Below are 16,787 nucleotides of genomic sequence, written 5' to 3' on the forward strand. Positions count from 1 at the left end.
ACGTGGCGAGCCTACGACGGGCTCAGCCCCTGCGAGACGGGTGGCGCCGCCAACATGTTCGACCGCTTCCTCGTCAGCCCTTGGCTGCCGCGATTCCGTGCGGGGCGATGAACACCTTGTCAGCCGTGCCGTTCCGCTGCGCTTCGAGGGCCTCCGGTAGCTGGTCCAGGCCGTAGAAGGCCGGACGCAGCCGGTCCAGGCCCAGGGTTGGCAGCATCTGCACCGCGCGGTGGTGCGTGTACGGGTTGATCACCGCACCGACGAGCGTCAGCTCCCGCGCGAAAATCTCGTTGGGGCGTACCCGGGCCTCGTCGTCGGGCCGGGCAACCCCGAAGACGAGAATCCGACCACCGCGCGACGACGCGGTGATCGCCGATTCCAGGATCCGGCCCGAGCCGACCGCGTCGATCACGTGCGGAAAGCCGAGCCCGTCGGTCAGCGCGATGGCCTCGTCCAGCGACGCCGGGTCGAGGGCGACGTCCGCGCCCATCCGCAGGGCGGCCTCCCGCCGGTCGGCGCGCGGGTCCAGCACCACGACCGGTGCGAGCCCGCGCGCCTTGGCGAGGGCGATCATCATCGCCCCGGCCGGTCCGGCGCCGAAGATGAGGATCGGCAGCCCGGAGCGCGGGTTCAGCTGATCCATGCCGTGCAGGCAACAGGCGAGCGGCTCGGTCAGCGCCCCGATCCACGGCGGCGTCGCGTCCGGCAGCCGGTAAGCGATCCGCGCCGGCACCGTCATCCGCTCGGTCATGCCGCCGTCAAGCTTCACGCCATACCCCCGCTTGCTGTCGCAGAGGTGTTCCTGGCCGAGGCGGCAGTAGGTACACCGGGTGCAGTAGTCGTGCGGTTCGACGGTGACCAGGTCGCCGACGGTGAGCCCGTCGACCGCGGCACCCACCTCGGTGATCCGGCCGCACACCTCGTGGCCGAGCACGACCTGGGGCGCGGCGGCGAAGCTGCCGGCGACGATGTGGCTGTCGGTGCCGCAGACGCCGACCGCGAGGGGCGCGATCGCCACCTCCGTCGGGCCGAGCGGCGCCGGCTCGGACTTGAGCAGCCGTACGTCGCCGGTGCCGAAGAAACGGGCCTCAGTCAGCAGCACTGAGTAACTCCTTCAGTCGGTGGATGTGTGCGCGGGCGGCTTCCTCGGCGGCTTCCGGGTCGCCGGAGCCGATGGCCTCGAAGATGGCCTGGTGGTCGTGAACGGCCTGGACCATGCCGCCGGTCAGGCTGGTGGAGCGCATCGCCACCAGGACCCGGCTCTGGACGCCGTCGAGCATCCGGGCCAGCACCGGGCTCTTCGCCGCCTGCCGGATCTCCCGGTGGAAGGCCGCGTCCAGTTCGAGGTGGCGGGCGAAGTCGCCCTGCTCCGCGACCGTGCGGTGCTCGGTGAGCAGCGCGAGCAGGCTACGCCGCAGCGCGGCGTCGTACTTCTCCGTCGCCAGCCTGGCCACCGCTCCTTCCAGGACCTCGCGGGCCTCGTAGAGGCTGACCAGTTCGGCGCGGGAGATGCGTGCGACCTCCGCGCCGCGGTTCATCGTCTCGGCGGCCAGGTTCTCCTGGACGAGGCGGATCACCGCGTCCCGGACCGGGCTGCGGCTGACCCGGAACTCCTCGGCGAGGGCCGGGACGCTCAGCCGTGTGCCCGGCCGCAGTTCACCGGAGATGATCCGGTCGCGAAGGGTCTTGTAGAGCACTTCACCGACGCGCTGCGGGTCGGCCTGGAGAGAGCTGGTCACTGAAGGAACGTCCCTGCGAAGTGGCGGTAGTTGGCAGCGACCGCCGCGATCGCCTCGGGCCGCGTCAAGTCGCCGGCCAGAAGTCCGCGCAGCGAGTCCCACCAGATGCTACGGCCGATCGCGAAGCCGGTGAACCCGTTGGCGGCGGCGTCGCTGAGCCAACCATCGACTGTGGCCCTCGGCGCGTTCGCGCCCAGCAGGATGCATTCGCCGCCGGTCTGCGCGGCGAGGTCGGCGGCGGTCCGGTAGTGCTCCGGCGCGCCCAGGTGCTCCAGCTTCCAGACGTCGACGGGTACCTCCTCGACGATCTCCGCCATCGCCCGGTGGATGAGCCCAGGCCGCACCTCGGTGTCGAACACCTCGCTCGGGATGTTCCGCTGCTCGGGTGTCGGCGGCACGAGCAGCTCGAAGAGGAACCGGCCCCCGGAGTCCCGGACCGCCTGCGACACCTTGGCCAGCCGGGACCGCTGTTCGCGGTTGTCCGACGCCGACCCCTCGACGTTGTAGCGGACCAGCACCTTGGGGAACTCGGGTCGGAAGTGGGCGAGGAACGCCGGCAGATCGGCTGGTTCGGTCTCGTACACGTCGCAGCCACCGCGCTCGACCGGCATGCTCAGCGTGACCTGATGGGCCCGGGCCCGCTCGGGTACACCCGCTCCGAGCTGCTCGTCGACCAGGATGCCGGCGTGCGCGGCCAGGCGGGGCTCGGCTTCGAGAGCGGCGAGCAGTCCTTCGAGAACCATGTGCTTGCCGTCGGTGATCGCCGCGCGCTCCGCGGGCAGCGCGGTCGCGGTGTGGCCGTACAGGGCCTGGGTGAGCCAGGGACGCTGGTCGACGGCGAGGATCAACAGGCTCATCGGGCTACCTCCGACACGAGATGGGCATCCGCCGACACGATGCAAGGCTTGACGTAGTCGCCGGCCACGAAGCGGGCGAACGCCTCGGGCAGCTCGGGCAGGGTGAGGGGCTTGACGATGAGGTCACGCAGCGACGCGCCCATGACGCGCAGCAGGTCCCAGTTCGCCTCGACCTCGTTGACAGGGAAGTAGAAGGACCGGACGGTGTAGCAGTCGGTCCGCCGCCAGCGCGGCGTAGCGGGCATCGTGTACGGCTGGTTCGACTCGCCGAGCGCGACGACCGTGCCGCCGGGCCGAACCACCCGTTGTGCCGTCTCCCGGGCCGCGTTCGCGCCGCTGACCTCGACGACCATGTCGTACTGGTTCTCGGCGGTCAGGTCATCGGCGGGCGTCGCGCCGAGTGCCGCCGCGGTCTCGAGGCGAGTGGGATTGGGGTCGAAGGCGTCCACGGCGATCCCCATGGCCTGGGCGACCGCGACGACACCGAGGCCGAGCGGCCCGGCGCCGACGACCAGCGCCCGGTCCACCGTGTCCTGCGTCCGCAGCGCCAGGCGCAGGGCGTGTGCGGCAGTGCCGACCGTGTCCAGCCCGAGGACCGCGACCGACAGCGGGATGTCGTCCGGCACCGGCAGGACGCACCGCGCCGGGACGTCCACGTGTTCGGCGAATCCGCCGTCACGCTGCCAGCCGATCAGCTGCGACAGGTTCAGGCACTGGTTCGTACGGCCGGCGGCGCAGCGTGCACACGTCCCGCAGAAGACCGGAATGTAGACGATGCCGCGCGTACCCTCGGGCAGCGCTCCGCCGACGACGGTGCCCCCGATCTCGTGGCCCGGAACGACGGTCGAGCCGCTGTGCAGCAGCCGCTTGTCCGACCCGCAGAGCGCGCAGACGTCGACCCGCAGGCGCACGTCGCCCTCGGCGACGTCGCCGAGCGCGACCTTCTCGAAAGTGATCTCGCCGTTGCCCTGGAAGCGGGCTTGCATGGACGTCACTTGACGGCTCCTCCGGTGATGCCGCGGACCAGCCAGCGCTGTGCGAAGACCGTCAGCAGCAGGGCGGGTGCGGAGATGAGCGTGCTCGCGGCCATCAGGCCGCCGAAGTCGTTGGATCCCTGGCCGATGAAGTTGAACGCGATGACGGTCAGCGGCAGCGTCCGCTCGTTGGCCAGGGCCAGTGCGAAGAGGAAGTAGTTCCAGCTGAAGATGAAGCTCAGCGTCAGCGCGACCGACAGCCCGGGCAGGGCCAGCGGCAGCGCGATCCGAAGGAACCGCTGCCAGGCGTTCGCGCCGTCGATCAGCGTCGACTCCTCGATGCTGATCGGGATCTCCTCGAAGAACGGCACCAGCAGCCAGATGCACAGCGGCAGCGTGATGATCAGGTGCGCGACGATCAGCAGCGCGTAGTTGAGTGCCACGCTGTCCGGGCCACCGATGCGGATCGAGAGCACGAACAGCGGCAGCACGAACAGCACGCCGGGCGCCATGCGGGCCAGCAGGGTGACGAAGCCCAGCGCGGCCAACTTGCGGCGCACGATCACGTACGCGGCCGGCGCACCGAGGACGAGCCCGAGGATCGTCGACCCGCCGGCCACGATGAAGCTGTTGGCGATGTAGCGGCCGAACGCGAAGCGTTCGAAGAGGTTGGTGAAGTTCTCCAACGTCAGCGGTGAGCCGATGTTGAACAGCGAGCCGGTGATGTCGACGTTGTTGCGCAGTGACGACCAGAGCATGAAGAGCACCGGGCCGAAGAAGACGATCGCGAAGACGAGGTATGCGGCGTACACGCCGCTGAGCCGCTTGGTCATCGCGAGGCCCGCTGCCGGAACCAGGTGAACCCGCCCGCGATCATGATCACCAGGACGAGCAAGGCGACCTGCAGGGCCGCCGCGTAGCTCGGCTCGTGGTCGACGAAGCCGGCGTTGTAGCCGTACACGTTGAGGGTGTTCGTGGAGTTCACCGGGCCCCCCTGGGTCATGATGTAGATCGTGTCGAAGAAGCGCACGAGGTCCACCGTGCGCAGCAGCATCGCCACCGTGAGGACCGGGCGCAGGAGCGGGAGGCCGATGTTCCAGGCCGTCCGCCAGCCGCTCGCCCCGTCCAGCGCGGCGGCCTCGAACGGCTCCTCGGGCAGCGACCGGATCCCGGCCGAGATGATCAGCGCCATGAACGGCGTCCACTGCCAGATGTCGACCAGGGCGATGGACCAGGGCGCGATGTCCGGGTCGCCGAGCCACACCACCGGGTCGATACCCACCTTGGCGAGGATCTGGTTGGCCGCGCCGAGCGACGGGTCCATGATCAGCAGCCAGACCAGGCCGACCGCGACCGACGCCGTGATCGCCGGGACCAGCATCATGCCCTGGAAGATCCGCCGACCCGGCACGTCCAGGCTCATCACGTAGCCCAGGGCCAGCCCGAGGAGGGTTTCCACCAGCAGGCAGACCACGAAGAGGAACAGCGTGATCTTCAGCGAGTTCCAGAACTGCGGGTTGTCGAACATCTCGGCGTAGTTGGCGAACCCGAGGAACCCCGAGTTCGTCCCGTCGGACTGCCGGTCACTGACGGAGAGCCAGATCGTGTACGCGATCGGCACCAGCACGAGCACGGCCGTGACCAGCACGGCCGGCAGCGCGAACGGCCACACGCCCCGGGCCGTCGGGTCGACCCGGCGGCGACGCGGGGGCGGCGCCCCCGCCCCCGGCCCCGCGTTGGCGGAGCCGGAGGCGGTGGGCGACTTCGTCATCAGGTCGCTCATGAGACTTATCCGGCGTTCTTCGCCAGCAGCGGAGTGAGGCCGTCCTGGATCTCCTTGGCTGCGGCGTTGGCGTCCGCCTGGCCGAGGATCACCTTGCCGACGGCGTCGCCGACGACCTTGCGCATCTCAGGGGCGGCGACACCGACCGGGCCGACCTCCGTGGAGCCGTTCGCCTGCACGTTGGCGAGCGCCCTGCTCCACTCCTTCAGCGTCTCGGTGTTCAGCGTGTCGGTGTACGCCTTGTCCTGCGCGACCGAGGTCCGCGGCGGAGCGATACCGTCCGCGGTCAGCTTGAGCTGGGTGGCCTTGCCGGTCGCCCACTCGATGAACTTCCAGGCCGCGTCCTTGTGCTTCGAGTACGAGGACATGGCGATGCCCCAGTTCAGGACGGTCGACTTCGAGCCCGCCGAGCCGGCCGGGAAATCCAGCACGCCGATCTTGCCGACCACCTTCGAGGTCTTCGGGTCGTTGATGCTGCTGACCTCGTTGCTGGACTCCAGCTCCATCGCCGCGTTGCCGGCCGCGAAGAGCGCCGAGGACTGGGTGAAGGTGTTGTTGACGACGCCGGGCGGGCCGTAGTCCTTGGCGAGGCTCGCGTACCGGTTGATCGCGTCCGCGGCGCCGGGGTTGTCGAAGTTCGGGGTGCCGTCCGGCTTGGTCCACTCCAGGCCCTGGGAGTGCAGGAACGGGCCGAAGGTGAACGGCAGGGCGGCGGACTGGCCGCGCAGCGCGATCGGGGTGACCTTGCCCCCGGACTTCTGCTTGATCGCGGCGGCGACGGTGGGCAACTCGTCGAGGGTCTTCGGCGGCGTGATGCCGTACTGCTTGAACAGGTCCGTCCGGTAGTAGAGGACAACACCCTCGACATTCACCGGCGCGGCGATCATCTTGTCCTGGATCGTCATGCCGGTCTTGACCGCGGCCGGGAAGTCGGCGGCGTCGTACGCGGCGGACTTGCTCATGTAGTCGTCGAGCGGAGCGTAGTAGCCGGCCTTGCTGAACTGCAGGCCCTCGCGCGACGGCAGCGTCATGAAGACATCCATGGAAGAGCTGCGCGACTGCAGGTTCAACGAGATCTTGTCGCGCGCCTGCTGCTCGGCGAAGGTCTGCACCTTCACCTTGACGCCCGAGGCCTTCTCGAACTCGGGGATCAGCGGCTCGATGGCCTTCTGCCAGGGGTGGTTGGACATGACGAGGGAGATCTCGTTGGCGCTGCCGCCCGAGTCGCCGCCGCCGCAGCCGGCGGCGAGCCCGCCGACGAGGGCCAGGGCGAACCCGGCACTCAAGATCTTGTTTCGCATCTTTATGCCTTTCAGTTCTGACCGAGGAGTGGAGTGAGCCAGTCGTGGAAGTCGCCGAGGTCGGCGGGATTGGTACTGCGCCACTGCGGGGGTACGGGCCGGGTCCGGCCGGCCACCTCCGCGAGCGGCACCGGGTCGTACACGGTCTCGCCGGCGCTGCGGTGCAGGCCGACCATCAGGCCGGTGGCACGGTCGGCCAGCAGCTTCGCCGCGTGCCGTCCCGCCTCCGCCGCCTCCGCCCGGTCGACGTCGCTGGCGAGCGCGCCGCTGCTGCGCTGGGCCATGCCGAGCACTTCGCCGCGGGCGGCGACACCGAGCTCGGTGCTCACCAGCCCGGCGAGCGCCCTGGAGACGCCGCCGAGGATGATCCGGGTGTGGTTGACCGCCTCGAACGGATCGTCGGTCAACTCGCTCGCCGCGCCTTCGCTGACGACCACGAACGCCCGCCCGTGGGCGCGCAGGGCATCCTGCACGGTGGTGAGGAACGCCGCCCGGTCGAAGGCGAGCTCCGGGATCAGCACCAGGTGCGGCGCGTACGCCGGATCGTCGCGGTGCCAGGTCGCGGCGAGGGCCAGCCAGCCCACCGAGCGGCCGAGGGTCTCCACGATGCGGACCGGTTCGATGCCGGACATCGCCTCGTGGTCACGGGCCAGGTCCGGGACGACCTTCGTGAGGTAGCGCGCCGCGGACCCGTATCCGGGGCAGTGGTCGATGCCGACCAGGTCGTTGTCCACGGTCTTCGGGATTCCGACGACGCTCAGCTCCCGCCCGGTCGCGGCGGCCCGGTTCGCGAGGGCGTGCAGCAGCGCCATCGTCCCGTTGCCGCCGATCAGCGCCACGCCTTCGACACCGTTCGCGGCCAGGACGTCGAGTGCGGTGTCGAGGTCCCCTTCGGTGACCGCCCGCCGCCCGGCGCCGAGCCAGGATCCGCCGTGCCGGGCCGCGACGGCCGGCACGTCGGCGGCGGTGACCGGGGTGAGCCGGCCCTCGACCAGGCCGTCCGGGCCTCCCCGCAGCGCCAGCACGTCGTGATCCGCCGCCGCCTCGAGGAAGCCGCGGAGGCTGGCGTTGACGACGCTGGTCGGTGCGCCGGTCTGTCCGATGAGCAGGCGCATCGTCACACCTGCGCCTTCGAGCCGACGGACAGGAAGGTCTGGAAGGCCTCCAGGCCGGGGCGGCCGCCCTCGTAGCCGAGGCCCGAGTCCTGCACGCCGCCGAACGGGATCCACGGCGTGTTCGGGGTCCCGGTGTTGATGCCGACGATCCCGGCGGAGAGGCGGTCGGCGACGGCGTGGGCGCGGTCGAGGTCCGCGCTGCAGACGTAGCCGGCCAGGCCGTACCCGGTGGCATGGTGCAGGGCCAGCGCGTCGTCGAGGTCGTCGTAGACGTGGATCGGCGCGATCGGCCCGAAGATCTCGTCGGTCATCACCCGGCTGTCGACGGGCGCGTCCAGCAGTACGGTCGCCGGGGCGAAGTGGCCCTTCTCGGGGACGGCGCCGCTCGTGACCTTCCTCGCGCCCTTGCTCACCGCTTCCTCGACGAGCGAGGCCATCCGGGCCGGGTCCGAGGCCGGAGCGAGGGGACCGAGGTCGGTGGCCGGATCCGTGGGGAGGCCGACGACCATCTTCTCGGTCGCCGCGACGAACGCCTCGGTGAACTCGGCCGCCACCTCGCGGGCCACGAGGATCTGGTTCGCGGCGATACAGGACTGGCCGTTGTTGCGGTACTTCGCGACCAGCAGCGTCTGCGCGGCTGCCTGCGGATCCGCATCCGGCAGCACGAGGAACGGTGCGCAACCGCCGAGCTCCATCACCGTGCGCACGAAGCGCGGCGCGGTGGCGGCGGCGACCAGCCGCCCCACCCGGGTCGACCCGGTGAAGGAGACGACGCCGACGCTCCTGTCGGCGAGCCACGGGTCGACGACGTCGGCGGGTGTGCCGAGCACGGTCGACAGGACGCCTGCGGGCACGTGCCGTTCGACGACGGCGGCCAGCACCATCGACGACAGCGGCGTCAGCTCGGAGGGCTTGAACAGCACCGGGCAGCCCGCCGCCAGCGCCGGCGCGATCTTGCGAGCCGGGATGGAGACCGGGAAGTTCCAGGGAGTGAGGACCGCGGCGACACCGGCGGGCCGCGTGGTCACCCGGTGCGTGATCCCGGGTACGACGGACAGTTGCTCGGTCTCCTGCCGGTCCAGCAGGTCGGCCATGATCCGGAAGTAGGCGACGGTCAGCCCGAGCTCGGCCGCCGACTCGGCGAGCCGTTTGCCGCTCTCCCGAGTGATCAGTGCGGGCCACTCGGGCTCCGCGGCGAGCGCCTCGACGTCTGCGGCGATGGCCCGCAGGGCGGCCGACCGGGCAGCCCGCGGCGTACCCGCCCACACCGGCAGGGCCTGCTGCGCGAGATCGAGTGCCGCCGTCGCGTCGGCACCATTACCCGTGCTGACCTCGGTGAACGGCTCGCCGGTGGCCGGGTCGAGCACTGCGAGCCGCGGTCCGCCCGCCGTCCGGCCGGTCACGCGCACGGCAGTGGCGGCCGAGAGGATGTCGTTGACGATGGGGTCGGTCACGGTAGCTGCTCCTCGTACGCGTCGAGCTGGTCCTGGTCGAGATCAATGCCGAATCCGGGCCCGTCCGGCACGCGGACCGTGCCGTGGGCGGTGAGCAGGCCGTCGGCGGCCTGCCGCAGCGGGTTGGAGCGGATGTCCCACTCGATGAGCCGGGTCGCCGACGAGATCGCGCCGGCCTGGACGGTCGTGGCGGTGGCGACCGCGCCGTTGTAGAGGTGTGGGTTGACCGTCCGTCCGGCTGCTGCCGCGGCCGCCAACACGTCGAGGTACTCGGTGACGCCGCCGACCTTGCCGAGGTCGGGCTGGAGGATCTCGACGGCCTCCAGGTATGGGGTGAACGCCGCGGCGCCGTAGAGGTTCTCCCCGGTGGCCAGCGGCATCGCGGTGCGGCGGCTCAGCTCGGCCAGCTCTGCGGGGCGGTCGCCGGCCAGCGGCTCCTCGACCCACGCGACGCCGAGGTCGGCCAGCGCGCGGACCATCTCCAGCGCCTCGGTCAGCCGCCACGCCTGGTTGGCGTCGGCGAAGATCTGCACCTGGTCGCCGAGGATCCGCCGGGCGGTCCCGACGTTGGCGAGGTCGATGTCCGCGCCGAAGCCGACCTTGACCTTGACGGCGGTGAGCCCGAGCGCGGCGCAGCGGTGGGCGACCTCGGCGACCCCGGTTGGTCCGAGGCTGGAGCCGTACACCGGCAGCTCCGTGCGTGGGCTCGCGCTGAGCAGCCGGGCCAGGCTGGTGCCGGCGTGCCGGGCGGCGAGGTCCCACAGCGCCATGTCGACGCCGCTGATCGCCTGGTAGACCGGGCCGGGTGCACCCCACTGGCGGCCCAGCGGCGCCAGCGTTGCGAGCAGCGCGCGCTGGGCGGTGGTCGGGTCGGGAAAGCTGCGGCCCTTCATGAGCGGCGCGACGCCGTCGTGGATTGTGGCGATCCGCTCGCGCCACGCCCAGGACGGGTAGTTCGCCCAGCTCTCGCCGACGCCGACCGAACCGTCGGCCAGCTCGACCTCGATCAGGATCATCACGCGGTGGTTCAGCGGCGCGAACGACATGGCGATCGGCTCGGTGGGGCGTGCCCGGAAGACCCGGCACCGCACGTCCACCACTGCGGCATCCGGCAACGTGACCATGCGGGTCTCCGTGGCTGAGGGTGCGGCCTTGAGGTCCATGTGCCTTCTCTCACGTCGACGCTATCTGCATGCAGTGTTGAACGCATGTCACCCAGGCGTCAAGAGCACGAAACAAAGAAAAGGCGGAGAGTTGGCATCCGGCGAAAGGTGCCAATGCCTCATCGGGGCGCGTTCCGCTGTCGCCCGCTCCCCGTGAGGCCTCGGCAGGATTTCGCCACTACCGCAGCGGGTCTACACCGCGTTCGCGCAGTTCACTCGCTTATGCGGTCAGAACGCGGGTGCCGGTGCGGCGTGCGGCCGTGGCAACCGCAGCGGGCAGCGGACCGTCCACGACCAGGGTGTCGATGCGGTCGAAGCCGCACACCTGAACCGGAGCGGTGGCCGTCAGCTTGCTCGCGTCGGCGAGCAGCACGACCTCCTCGGCGATGTCCATGAGGGCGTGCTTGGCGCTCAGCTCGACCTCCGAGCGCACGTACGCGCCCCGTTCGTCGACGGCGCTGGCCCCGAGGAACAGCAGGCGCACCCGCATGCGCCGGACGAGATCCAGCGCCGCGAAACCCACCATCGCCTGGTTGTCGTGCAGCAGCTCGCCGCCGATCCCGATGACCCTTGACCTGGGCCGGGACAGCATGTGGGCCAGCACGGGGACGGAGTGGGTGATCACGCAGCCGTCGAAGTCCTCGGGCAGCGCATGGGCCACCTCGGCCGCGGTCGTGCCGCTGTCGATGCCGATCGTGTCGCCGGGCTGCACCAGGCGGACCGCCGCGGCGCCGATCGCCTGCTTGGCGCCGGCGTGGCTGAGCGCGCGGGACGTGTACCCGGGGGCCCCGACGCCGCCCGGCGGAAGACTCACGCCGCCATGGACCAGCTGGACCTCGCCAGCCTCAGCGAGTCGCCGCAGGTCACGGCGGATCGTCATCGAAGAGACGCCGAGCTGGGCGCTGATGTCGGCGACCGAGAGGAAGCCGGCCCGGCGCAGCGCGGCCATGATGTGCGTCCGCCGCTGCGGGGCGCCGTCGTAGCGCATGGCTTCCACTGACACGCCCGTAGTCTAGCCCCTGTTCTTCCAGCACCAATGGATGTTATTTTTCAAACATCCTTTGATCTCAGTGCCTCGACGTCGCCGACCTCGGCGGCGCCTCGGCCGCTCCCGCGCTGGAGGAACAGTGACCACCGACCCCTCGATCCTCGCCCGCACCTCGGGCGGCTACGCCATGCTCGCCGTCGACCAGCGCGAGGCGCTGCGCGCCATGTTCGCCGCACGCCAGCCCGAGCCGGTGACCGACGCGCAGCTGACCGCGTTCAAGGTGGACGCGGCACGGGCGCTCAGCCCATACGCGTCGGCGATCCTCATCGACAAGCAGTTCGGCTGGGACGCCGTGATCGCGGACAACGCCGTCGACCCGTCCTGCGCGCTGATCGCAGCGGCCGACGCGTTCACCCCGAGCGCCACCGAGTTCGTCGCAGACGTGGCGATCGACCCCGAGGTCGACCCCGCAACCGTACGCAAGCAGGGCGCGAAGGCCCTCAAGCTGCTCGTGCTCTACCGGCCGGACGAGGCGCCTGAGCCGCGGATCGCCATGGTCACCGACTTCGTCGCCCGCTGCCGCGAGGCCGGCCTGGTCAGCATCATCGAACCGGTGTCCCGTGGCCCGCGCGACGGCGGCGCGTACGACCACGAAGCGGGAATCCACGCGGCGGCCCGCGAACTCGGCAACCTCGGTGCCGACCTCTACAAGTCGGAGGTACCAACCCACGGCAAGGGCACCGCAGACGAGATCACCGCCGGGTGCGCCTCGCTGTCGTCAGTCATCAGCAGCCCGTGGGTGGTGCTGTCCTCCGGCGTACCCGCGGAGGTCTTCCCCGAAGCCGTGCGACTCGCCTGCCGGGCCGGCGCCTCGGGTTTCCTCGCCGGCCGCGCGGTCTGGGCCTCGGTGGTCGGCAGCCCGACCATGGCCGACGACCTGCGCACGATCTCGGTTGACCGGCTGCGACGCCTCGCCGACGTGGTCGACGACGCCGTGTCGCACTGAGATGGTGCCCGTCGCCGACGTGCTCGCGGTCAGCGCGGTCGCGCTCGGCGCCACCATGCAGAGAGCAACCGGCCTGGGCTTCGCCCTGGTGGCCGCGCCGTTTCTGGTCGTGATCCTCGGCCCCTTCTCGGGCGTGACCCTGGCCAACCTGCTCTCAGCGGCGATCAACCTGATCGTGCTGTCCATGACCGCCCGGGCGCTGCGCCGCCGCGTGGCCCTTCAGATGATCGCCGGGGTGATCCTCGCGCTGCCACTGGGGGTCTGGGTGGTCCGGGAACTGCCGGGTCCGATCCTGCTCGTCGGCATCGGCCTGATCACAGCGGGATCAGTGGCCTGGGTGGCGGTGGGCCAGAGCATGCCGTTCCTCCGGCAGCGGGGTGGTGCGGTGGCGTCCGGGTTCGCATCAGGCTTCTTCAACACGACGGCCGGGACGGGCGGACCGCCGCTCGCGGTCTACGCCGCGAGCACCGACTGGGAGCACCGAAGCTTCGTCCCGACCGTGCAGCTCGTCGGCCTGGTGACGAACGTGCTGTCGCTGGCGGCGAAGGGCCCCCCGGTCCTGTCGTGGAGACTGCTGTTGGCCTGCGGGGCGGCGATGCTGGCAGGGATCGGTGGCGGCCACTTCCTGGGGCGGTGGTTGCCGGCGACGGCTGCCCGGCGTTGGGTGCTGGCGCTCGCCCTCGCCGGAAGCGTCATAGCGATCGTCAAGGGGCTGGCGGCGTGGTGAAACGTCGTGCCTCAGCCCCGCACTCGGGCGGGCCGACGTCTCCGGGCGCGTCGACCCGGTGGCCTCGCCGCGTCTTCAGTCAGGGCAGCGACCCGGATCCGCGGTTCAGCCTCGCCAACGAGCGCACGTTCCTGGCGTGGATCCGTACCTCTCTGGCACTCTTCGCCGCAGGCGTGGCGTTGGAGGCGGTGAACCTGCCGATCGTGCCCGGGTTGCGCCGAGCGTCTGCGATCGTGCTGATCCTGCTGGGTGCCGCCGCCCCGGCCCAGGCCTGGTTCGGCTGGGTCCGCACCGAGCTCGCCCTGAGACGGGGGGAAGGACTCCCGCCACCGATGATGGCCGTGCCGGTCGGTGCGGGTCTCATGCTCGTCGGCGTCCTGGTCCTCCTGGGGCTCGTCCTGTGATCCACCTCGGCTCCTCGCCGTCGTCAGGCCCCTCCCCGGGGCCGGTCTCGTCTGGTGATCCCGGGTTGCAGCTGGAACGGACGGTGCTGGCGTGGCGGCGTACCGCAGCCGCCTTTGTCGTCGCGGCGGCCGGGGCCGGCCGTTTCCTCCTGCCGCACCTCGGCGGATGGATCTTTCTGGCCGCCGTCGCCAGCGCGATGACGGTCGTCATCGTCGCCGCAGCGGCGCTGCGCCGACGCCTTCCGCCCTCCGCCGCCCCGGCCGTGCTGAACTCGGCCCGCCCGCCCGGCCCCTGGCTGGCGGCGGTCACGCTCGCAACCGCCGCCGGCGGTCTCAGCGTGGCGCTCGCCGCACTAGCCGGATCACACTGACAGGCACCTTCTTGGACGGGGTCCGCGACCGGTCGACGCATCTGCCGTGCGAAGGCCATTGACTGTGCGCTATTGCCAGGGCCGGCGGCGCGAGGCCTGGACACCGCCCTTGGTGACACGGTGCGGCCATGTCAGCCGGTGGTGACCGGCAGCGTGGCGTAGCCGCGCAGCGCCAGGCGGTCGCGGCGTTCGCCCGGGGCGGCCAGCTTCAGCCGCGGAAGCACGGTGAGCAGCAGCGGGAACGCGACCTGCGCCTCCAGCCGGGCCAGCGGCAGCCGGCGGTCGATTGGCAGTTGGGTCACTACGGCGTGGGCGGCCTGCCCGGGCCCGGTGTCCCATTCCTGGTCACTTCTGATCGGTCCGCTGGCTGCTCACGACGCCGTCACGCCCGCCTCGTGCCTGTCGGCGTATCGCTCGCGCTGCTCGGGTGCCGGAGCGGTCGGACCGACACGCGGGCCGTGACACGCGGACGCCGCGCTTGACAGCGGCTGATTTCGCGATGATGCTGCCCACTAGTCCTACTGTCGTAGGACAATAGAGAGGATCGTCTCGAGTGATCGAGTTCGTGCTGGACAGTCGGTCGAAGGTGAACACTTACCTGCAGCTGGTGCAGCAGGTGAAACAGGCGCTCCGGGTCGGCCTGCTGGCCCCGGGCGACCAGTTGCCGAAGGTGCGTGACGTCGCGCAGTCGTTGGCGATCAACCCGAACACGGTGCTCAAGGCGTACCGCGAACTGGAGATCGAGGGCCTGGTCGCCGGGCGGCCCGGGGTCGGCACGTTCGTCGAACGGAGCCTGGCGGGCGCGTCCCTGCCCAACCAGGCGGAGCTGCGCGAGGACCTGGTGGCCTGGCTGCACCGGGCGCAGGCGGCCGGACTCACGCCCGAGGACGTCATCGCCCTGGTGGAGACCACCCTGCGGGCCGCCCTCGCCGACGACACACCACACAAGCAACCCGCGCGAGCGGAATGAGAGGACAGCCGATGGACGTGGCTCTGGAGACCGACCAGCTCGGCAAGAGGTACGGGAGCACCTGGGCGCTGCGGGACTGTTCGCTGCAGCTACCGACCGGGCGAATCGCCGCTCTGGTCGGCCCGAACGGGGCGGGCAAGAGCACCCTGCTGCACCTCGCCGTGGGCCTGCTCCGGCCGAACGCCGGGACGGTGCGGGTGTTCGGCGAATCGCCGTACGACAACACGAAGGTCCTGGCTGACATCGGGTTCGTCGCCCAGGACACCCCGCTGTACCGGGACTTCAGCGCGGCGGAACTGGTCACCGCCGGTGGGAAGCTGAACCGGCGGTGGGACGGGGCGCTGGCCCGCAACCGGCTGGCCCAGTTGGGCATCCCGCCCGACCGGCCGGTTGGCAAACTCTCCGGCGGGCAACGTGCCCAGGTGGCTCTCGCGCTCGCGCTGGCCAAGCGGCCCCGGCTACTGCTGCTCGACGAGCCGGTCGCCAGCCTGGACCCGCTGGCCCGGCGGGAGTTCCTCCAGTCGCTGATGGGCAGCGTCGCCGACGCCGGCACGACCGTCCTGCTCTCCTCGCACCTGTTGGCGGACCTGGAGCGGGTCTGCGACTACCTGATCGTGCTGCACGCCGCCCGCGTGCAACTCGCGGGCGCGGCCGACGACCTGGTGGCCGGGCATCGGCAACTCGTCGGGCCCCGCCACGACGGCGGTCCGATCGGCGGCGTCGCCGCGGTCGTCCGGGCCAGCCACACCGACCGGCAGTCCACCCTGCTGGTTCGCACCGACGGGCCGATCAACGATCCCTCCTGGACGGTCCGGGACGTCGGCCTGGAGGACGTCATCCTCGCCTACCTGGCCGACGGCGACCCGGCCGCGAGCCACACCGAATGGGGGGTGCCGGCATGATCTGGCTGGCCTGGCGGCAACACCGCAAGCAACTGCTGTTCACCCTGCTCGGGTTCGCGGCGCTCGCCGCCCTGATGATCCCTATCGGCCTGTCGATGCGGCACACGTTCACCGAGTTCGGGCTGCCGGACTGTGTCCGCCAGCTGGCCGACGCCGACGTCGCCCGGACTACCCGGGACTCCTGCGATGCGGCGTTCCGCCGCTTCAGCACCCGGTACGGCAGTTTGAACCTGGTGGCCGTCCTGCTGCTCGTCCTGCCGATGCTGGTCGGCCTGTTCTGGGGCGCCCCGCTGGTCGCCCGTGAGGTGGAGCACGGCACCCACCGGTTCGCCTGGACCCAGGGGGTGGGTCGCACGCACTGGGCGCTGGTGAAGTTCGGGCTGGTCGGCGTGGCCACGGTCGCCCTCGCCGTCTGCTACGGGCTGGGCATGTCGTGGTGGGTCAGCCCGCTGACCCAGGCCGCGCACGAGGGCCGGATGGGCGTCATCGTTTTCGACCTGCAGGGGATCGTGCCGATCGGCTACACCCTCTTCGCCGTGGCGCTCGGCATCTTCGCCGGCACCGTGTGGCGCAAGATGCTGCCTGCCATGGGCGTCACCCTCGTCGGGTTCGTCGGCGTACGGGCGGCGGCGGCGATCCTGGCCAGGCCGCACTTCCAGCCCGCCCGTACCCTCACCTTCCCGATCGAAGGGACGGAGGGGCCGAGGATCAGCCGGGGCGACTGGATCCTCGCCAGCGGCGTCCGGGATGCCGACGGCAAGATGGTGCTGGCCGACTCCCAGATCGTCTGCCCGCCCGGCACGAAGGGACCGGATGGCAGGGCCTGCGGCGCCGAACTGGGACTCGGGCCGGGCGCCTACAACTGGCAGCTCTACCAGCCGGCCGACCGGTTCTGGCTGTTCCAGAGCATCGAGACGGGCATCTTCGTGGCCCTCGCCGTGGTCCTGCTCCATCTCGCCATCCGCATGATCCGCCGGATCGCCTGAGGCGCATCAGCGGTGATCGCCGGTCCCTGCGGGGTCCGGCGATCACG

At 71.0% G+C, this 16,787-nt stretch carries 18 protein-coding genes and 1 pseudogene; 7 read left to right on the forward strand and 12 right to left on the reverse strand.

Going from position 1 to position 16,787, the window contains the following annotated elements; all coding sequences use genetic code 11:
- Window positions 1-73: 73 nt before the first annotated feature.
- The 11 genes from ABZ783_RS11635 to ABZ783_RS11685 form a co-directional block, all read right to left on the reverse strand.
- A complete protein-coding gene (locus tag ABZ783_RS11635; protein ID WP_357436384.1) occupies window positions 74-1,102 on the reverse strand; it encodes an alcohol dehydrogenase catalytic domain-containing protein in 1,029 nt (342 codons plus the stop codon).
- The gene (locus tag ABZ783_RS11640; RefSeq protein ID WP_357436386.1) at window positions 1,089-1,739 is read right to left on the reverse strand and encodes a GntR family transcriptional regulator; all 651 of its coding nucleotides are present in this window, start codon (window positions 1,737-1,739) and stop codon (window positions 1,089-1,091) included. Before ABZ783_RS11640 ends, ABZ783_RS11635 begins: the two co-directional genes overlap by 14 nt.
- Window positions 1,736-2,596, reverse strand: a complete 861-nt coding sequence (locus ABZ783_RS11645; protein ID WP_357436388.1) for a 2-deoxy-5-keto-D-gluconate 6-phosphate aldolase domain-containing protein — start codon at window positions 2,594-2,596, stop codon at window positions 1,736-1,738. Before ABZ783_RS11645 ends, ABZ783_RS11640 begins: the two co-directional genes overlap by 4 nt.
- Complete coding sequence (locus tag ABZ783_RS11650) at window positions 2,593-3,582, reverse strand: alcohol dehydrogenase catalytic domain-containing protein (RefSeq protein WP_357436500.1); 990 nt, start codon at window positions 3,580-3,582, stop codon at window positions 2,593-2,595. The genes ABZ783_RS11645 and ABZ783_RS11650 overlap by 4 nt, the downstream gene beginning before the upstream one ends.
- Before the next feature lie 5 nt (window positions 3,583-3,587).
- Window positions 3,588-4,403, reverse strand: coding sequence for a carbohydrate ABC transporter permease (locus tag ABZ783_RS11655; protein WP_357436390.1), 816 nt, complete (start codon window positions 4,401-4,403; stop codon window positions 3,588-3,590).
- Window positions 4,400-5,353, reverse strand: coding sequence for a sugar ABC transporter permease (locus ABZ783_RS11660; RefSeq protein ID WP_357436391.1), 954 nt, complete (start codon window positions 5,351-5,353; stop codon window positions 4,400-4,402). Before ABZ783_RS11660 ends, ABZ783_RS11655 begins: the two co-directional genes overlap by 4 nt.
- A gap of 5 nt (window positions 5,354-5,358) precedes the next feature.
- The gene (locus ABZ783_RS11665) at window positions 5,359-6,654 is read right to left on the reverse strand and encodes a sugar ABC transporter substrate-binding protein (protein ID WP_357436393.1); all 1,296 of its coding nucleotides are present in this window, start codon (window positions 6,652-6,654) and stop codon (window positions 5,359-5,361) included.
- 11 nt (window positions 6,655-6,665) lie between these two features.
- A complete protein-coding gene (locus ABZ783_RS11670; RefSeq protein ID WP_357436394.1) occupies window positions 6,666-7,769 on the reverse strand; it encodes a 6-phosphofructokinase in 1,104 nt (367 codons plus the stop codon).
- Between the two features lie 2 nt (window positions 7,770-7,771).
- On the reverse strand, window positions 7,772-9,223 hold the full coding sequence (locus ABZ783_RS11675) for an aldehyde dehydrogenase family protein (RefSeq protein ID WP_357436395.1): 1,452 nt from the start codon (window positions 9,221-9,223) through the stop codon (window positions 7,772-7,774).
- Complete coding sequence (locus ABZ783_RS11680; protein ID WP_357436397.1) at window positions 9,220-10,347, reverse strand: mandelate racemase/muconate lactonizing enzyme family protein; 1,128 nt, start codon at window positions 10,345-10,347, stop codon at window positions 9,220-9,222. Before ABZ783_RS11680 ends, ABZ783_RS11675 begins: the two co-directional genes overlap by 4 nt.
- Window positions 10,348-10,606: 259 nt before the next feature.
- A complete protein-coding gene (locus ABZ783_RS11685; RefSeq protein WP_357436399.1) occupies window positions 10,607-11,389 on the reverse strand; it encodes a DeoR/GlpR family DNA-binding transcription regulator in 783 nt (260 codons plus the stop codon).
- A 124-nt stretch (window positions 11,390-11,513) separates the two neighbouring features.
- Between ABZ783_RS11685 and ABZ783_RS11690 the strand changes: the two genes are divergently transcribed.
- The 4 genes from ABZ783_RS11690 to ABZ783_RS11705 all read left to right on the forward strand — a co-directional run bounded on the left by ABZ783_RS11690 (window position 11,514) and on the right by ABZ783_RS11705 (window position 13,882).
- Window positions 11,514-12,380 carry a hypothetical protein gene (locus ABZ783_RS11690; protein ID WP_357436400.1) on the forward strand — a complete coding sequence of 289 codons (867 nt, stop codon included), beginning with the start codon at window positions 11,514-11,516 and terminating at the stop codon, window positions 12,378-12,380.
- A gap of 4 nt (window positions 12,381-12,384) precedes the next feature.
- The gene (locus ABZ783_RS11695) at window positions 12,385-13,107 is read left to right on the forward strand and encodes a sulfite exporter TauE/SafE family protein (RefSeq protein ID WP_357436401.1); all 723 of its coding nucleotides are present in this window, start codon (window positions 12,385-12,387) and stop codon (window positions 13,105-13,107) included.
- Window positions 13,101-13,511, forward strand: coding sequence for a DUF202 domain-containing protein (locus ABZ783_RS11700; RefSeq protein ID WP_357436402.1), 411 nt, complete (start codon window positions 13,101-13,103; stop codon window positions 13,509-13,511). Before ABZ783_RS11695 ends, ABZ783_RS11700 begins: the two co-directional genes overlap by 7 nt.
- A 65-nt stretch (window positions 13,512-13,576) precedes the next feature.
- A complete protein-coding gene (locus tag ABZ783_RS11705) occupies window positions 13,577-13,882 on the forward strand; it encodes a DUF202 domain-containing protein (RefSeq protein ID WP_357436404.1) in 306 nt (101 codons plus the stop codon).
- Window positions 13,883-14,013: 131 nt separating this feature from the next.
- Here ABZ783_RS11705 and ABZ783_RS11710 read toward each other — a convergent pair.
- Window positions 14,014-14,151: pseudogene (locus tag ABZ783_RS11710) on the reverse strand (cytochrome P450); the annotation flags it as partial.
- Between the two features lie 284 nt (window positions 14,152-14,435).
- On the opposite strand from ABZ783_RS11710, the gene ABZ783_RS11715 reads away from it, so the two are divergent.
- From ABZ783_RS11715 to ABZ783_RS11725, 3 genes are read left to right on the forward strand one after another with little or no spacing between them, the layout of a single operon-like run.
- Window positions 14,436-14,852: a GntR family transcriptional regulator gene (locus ABZ783_RS11715; protein WP_357436406.1), complete on the forward strand. Its 417-nt coding sequence runs from the start codon at window positions 14,436-14,438 to the stop codon at window positions 14,850-14,852.
- Between the two features lie 11 nt (window positions 14,853-14,863).
- A complete protein-coding gene (locus ABZ783_RS11720; RefSeq protein ID WP_357436407.1) occupies window positions 14,864-15,754 on the forward strand; it encodes an ABC transporter ATP-binding protein in 891 nt (296 codons plus the stop codon).
- The gene (locus ABZ783_RS11725; RefSeq protein WP_357436409.1) at window positions 15,751-16,740 is read left to right on the forward strand and encodes a transporter; all 990 of its coding nucleotides are present in this window, start codon (window positions 15,751-15,753) and stop codon (window positions 16,738-16,740) included. Before ABZ783_RS11720 ends, ABZ783_RS11725 begins: the two co-directional genes overlap by 4 nt.
- Window positions 16,741-16,787 lie beyond the last annotated feature (47 nt).

The organism is Micromonospora sp. NPDC047738, from assembly GCF_040642675.1.
GTDB lineage: Bacteria > Actinomycetota > Actinomycetes > Mycobacteriales > Micromonosporaceae > Micromonospora.

Coding starts and splice junctions, on each gene's coding strand:
- ABZ783_RS11645 (WP_357436388.1), bottom strand. CDS start 2,596: ATGAGCCTGTTGATCCTCGCCGTCGACCAGCGTCCCTGGCTCACCCAG.
- ABZ783_RS11650 (WP_357436500.1), bottom strand. CDS start 3,582: ATGCAAGCCCGCTTCCAGGGCAACGGCGAGATCACTTTCGAGAAGGTC.
- ABZ783_RS11655 (WP_357436390.1), bottom strand. CDS start 4,403: ATGACCAAGCGGCTCAGCGGCGTGTACGCCGCATACCTCGTCTTCGCG.
- ABZ783_RS11660 (WP_357436391.1), bottom strand. CDS start 5,353: ATGAGCGACCTGATGACGAAGTCGCCCACCGCCTCCGGCTCCGCCAAC.
- ABZ783_RS11665 (WP_357436393.1), bottom strand. CDS start 6,654: ATGCGAAACAAGATCTTGAGTGCCGGGTTCGCCCTGGCCCTCGTCGGC.
- ABZ783_RS11670 (WP_357436394.1), bottom strand. CDS start 7,769: ATGCGCCTGCTCATCGGACAGACCGGCGCACCGACCAGCGTCGTCAAC.
- ABZ783_RS11680 (WP_357436397.1), bottom strand. CDS start 10,347: ATGGTCACGTTGCCGGATGCCGCAGTGGTGGACGTGCGGTGCCGGGTC.
- ABZ783_RS11720 (WP_357436407.1), top strand. CDS start 14,864: ATGGACGTGGCTCTGGAGACCGACCAGCTCGGCAAGAGGTACGGGAGC.
- ABZ783_RS11725 (WP_357436409.1), top strand. CDS start 15,751: ATGATCTGGCTGGCCTGGCGGCAACACCGCAAGCAACTGCTGTTCACC.